Source organism: Butyricicoccus sp., assembly GCF_050872565.1.
GTDB lineage: Bacteria > Bacillota > Clostridia > Oscillospirales > Butyricicoccaceae > Butyricicoccus_A.
This window is the reverse complement of sequence record NZ_JBNMHC010000292.1, coordinates 1-2,918: the sequence shown is the minus strand read 5'-3', so window position 1 is coordinate 2,918 and position 2,918 is coordinate 1. Positions and strand designations below refer to the sequence as shown.

Below are 2,918 nucleotides of genomic sequence, written 5' to 3'. Positions count from 1 at the left end.
TTCCCATCCGGCGCACAGCTGGAAGAGCTGGCCAATCAGTGTGAGGAGCCGGAAAAGCCATTCCGACCGAAAGTTGTAGATTTTCGGTTTTCCCTGTCCGGTGCGCAGAATAAAATCGAACAATTGCATCAGAAAGGCGCAGATGCGCCGACTGTTGCACGATATGCGATTGACATTGTCTCTCATGCCGTTATCAAGGCGACGGAGCAAGCAGTACAGGAAACAGGGCTGCCAGTTTTGTGTGCGGGCGGTGTCATGTCCAATCGGCTGCTGCAAAAGCGGATGCGCCGTAAATTCGGGGCAAAGTTTGCAGAACCGGTGCTGTCCGGAGACAACGCGGTTGGCGTAGCTGTTTTAGCAGCGATATTGAGCGGAGAACTATCATGAGACAGCAAAACGCGAGTGTCTACACGGTAACACAAGTCAATCATGCGATTAAGCTGCTCTTGGAGGAGCAGGAGGCATTTTGCAACCTGTATATCCAAGGTGAACTTTCCAATTATAAAAAATATCCGTCTGGACATCATTATTTCACATTAAAAGATGCAGATGGTGTGCTTTCGGCTGTGATGTTTCGCTCGGACGCTGCACGTCTGCGCTTTCAGCCGGAAAATGGCATGAAAGTCATTGCAAGAGGACGTATCGGTGTGTATCCGCAGCGTGGACAGTATCAAATGTATGTAGCGGACATGATGCCGGACGGCATTGGTGCGCTGACGATTGCCTTTGAGCAGCTCAAACAGAAGCTGTATCAAGAAGGACTGTTTGATGAAGCACATAAACAGCCGATTCCACGTCTTCCAGAGCGCATTGCTGTAGTGACGTCACCGACAGGAGCTGCTGTACGCGATATTTTGCGCATTTTAAAGCGGCGGTATCCGATTGCCCAGGTTGTGATTTATCCGGTGCTTGTACAGGGAAAAGAGGCCGCCGGACAGATTGCATCTGCCATTCAAGCAGTTAATCGAAGAGATGACATAGACGTTATGATTGTCGGGCGCGGCGGCGGTTCGCTGGAAGATTTATGGGCATTTAACGAAGAAATCGTTGCACGAGCGATTTATGCATCGAAAATCCCAGTGATTTCGGCTGTCGGGCATGAACCAGACATAACTATTTCGGATTTTGTTGCAGATGCCAGAGCATCGACGCCGTCCAATGCAGCGGAAATCGTTGCGGCGGACAGCTTAACTATTCGGAATTTCTTATATAGTGCAGATAATGCACTGCGCGGAGATATGCAGGAGACCTTGCGCGCGTGTCGGCTCAAGCTGGAAACTTTGGACAAACGCCGAAAGCTGCGCACGCCCAAAGGATATATTCAGGATAAGCGGTATCAACTGGAACATGTGTCCGGTCAGATGGTTTCTGCCATGCAGCGTATTCTTGCTGCAGATCGGCAGCGATTTGTGGAACAGGCGGCATATCTGGATGCATATAGCCCGCTGAAAGTCTTGTCACGCGGTTACTCTGTCGTGACCAAAGATCATGTTGTGGTTTCCAGCAGTGCTAAGCTGCACAAAGAAGATGAAATTTTGGTGCGTTTTGCCAAAGGCGGCGCGGTATGCACGGTCAAGCAAGTAAAACGCAAGCTATGAGGATGCAAGCATGGAACATTTGACATTTGAACAAGCTATGCAGCGCTTGGAAGAGGTTGTATCTCTTCTGGAAGACGGAAAAGCTCCGCTTGATGAGAGCTTGACGCTGTTTGAAGAAGGCACAAAGCTGTCTGCCTATCTATCCAAGCTGCTGGACACAGCAGAACAGAAGGTAACGATGGTGACTGTACAGGACGGAACAGAAACAGAGATTCCGTTTGATACGCAGGAAGGGGAATGACAGATGACGTTACAGGAGCGGCTTGCTGTATACAGCAAGCGGGTAGAAGATCGTTTGATGACGTATATCCAGCCGAGTGAAGATAAGGGGCAAACAATTATTTTTGAAGCGTGCCGCTATTCTGCTATGGCAGGTGGTAAGCGTCTGCGTCCAGGACTGGTACTGGAATTCTGCCGCGTCTGCGGCGGCGATTTGGAAGCAGCGCTTCCGTTTGCCTGTGCACTGGAAATGATTCATACGTATTCTTTGATTCATGATGATCTGCCGTGTATGGATGATGATGATTTTCGCCGCGGTAAGCCGACCAATCACAAGGTTTATGGCGAGGCGACAGCAGTTCTGGCAGGTGATGGACTGCTCAATTTGGCGTTTGAAACGGCATCTGATCCGGCTAACACCCAGTTAGTCTCTGCCGAAACACAGGTCAAGGCGATTCGGATTTTATCTCGTGCTTCCGGTATGGATGGCATGATTGGCGGTCAGATCTTGGACATGCAGGCAGAGGAGACACAGATCTCTCTGGAGCAGCTCAAGACCTTACAGGAGCTGAAAACCGGCGCACTCATCAGCGCAGCGGCACAGCTCGGCTGCTTAATTGGCGGTGCGACGGAACAGCAAACACAGGCTGCCTGCGAGTACGCGGCATGTATCGGTCTGGCATTCCAGATTCAGGATGATATTTTGGACATTGAGGGCGATGCAGAGACCTTCGGCAAGCCGATTGGCTCGGATGCGGAGAACGGCAAAAGCACGTATCCGTCTTTACTGGGCTTGGAACGCTGCCATGCGCTCGTGCATGAGCTGTCACAGCAGGCGGTAGACGCACTGGCTCCATTTGATGACGCTGGCATTTTGCCTGAGTTAGCATACTCTTTGGCGGACAGAAACCATTAAATACACGAGAAAAGTGAAATTCTTGTAAATAAATCGCCATATCCCTTGCAAAAAGAAAACAAGGTATGGTAAAGTAATACGCGGTGGCGCAGTATTCTAGTCAGCCGCTTCGACTCATAAGACGGGCCTAAAAATCCGTAGAAAGGCACATCGATGAAGTCCCTGGTGTTTGCTTCTTACGCCCA

Annotated in this window: 3 protein-coding genes and 1 pseudogene; all 4 read left to right on the top strand. The window is 50.2% G+C overall.

Annotated features, from left to right (window positions below; translation table 11 throughout):
* A pseudogene (locus ACR0P9_RS10270) lies at positions 1–387 on the top strand (DNA-binding protein); the annotation flags it as partial.
* Positions 384–1,598, top strand: a complete 1,215-nt coding sequence (xseA, locus tag ACR0P9_RS10265) for an exodeoxyribonuclease VII large subunit (RefSeq protein ID WP_432619838.1) — start codon at positions 384–386, stop codon at positions 1,596–1,598. The pseudogene ACR0P9_RS10270 and the gene xseA, both read left to right, overlap by 4 nt.
* 10 nt (positions 1,599–1,608) lie before the next feature.
* Complete coding sequence (gene xseB / locus ACR0P9_RS10260; protein ID WP_432619836.1) at positions 1,609–1,839, top strand: exodeoxyribonuclease VII small subunit; 231 nt, start codon at positions 1,609–1,611, stop codon at positions 1,837–1,839.
* Positions 1,840–1,842: 3 nt separating this feature from the next.
* Complete coding sequence (locus ACR0P9_RS10255) at positions 1,843–2,733, top strand: polyprenyl synthetase family protein (RefSeq protein ID WP_432619834.1); 891 nt, start codon at positions 1,843–1,845, stop codon at positions 2,731–2,733.
* Positions 2,734–2,918 lie beyond the last annotated feature (185 nt).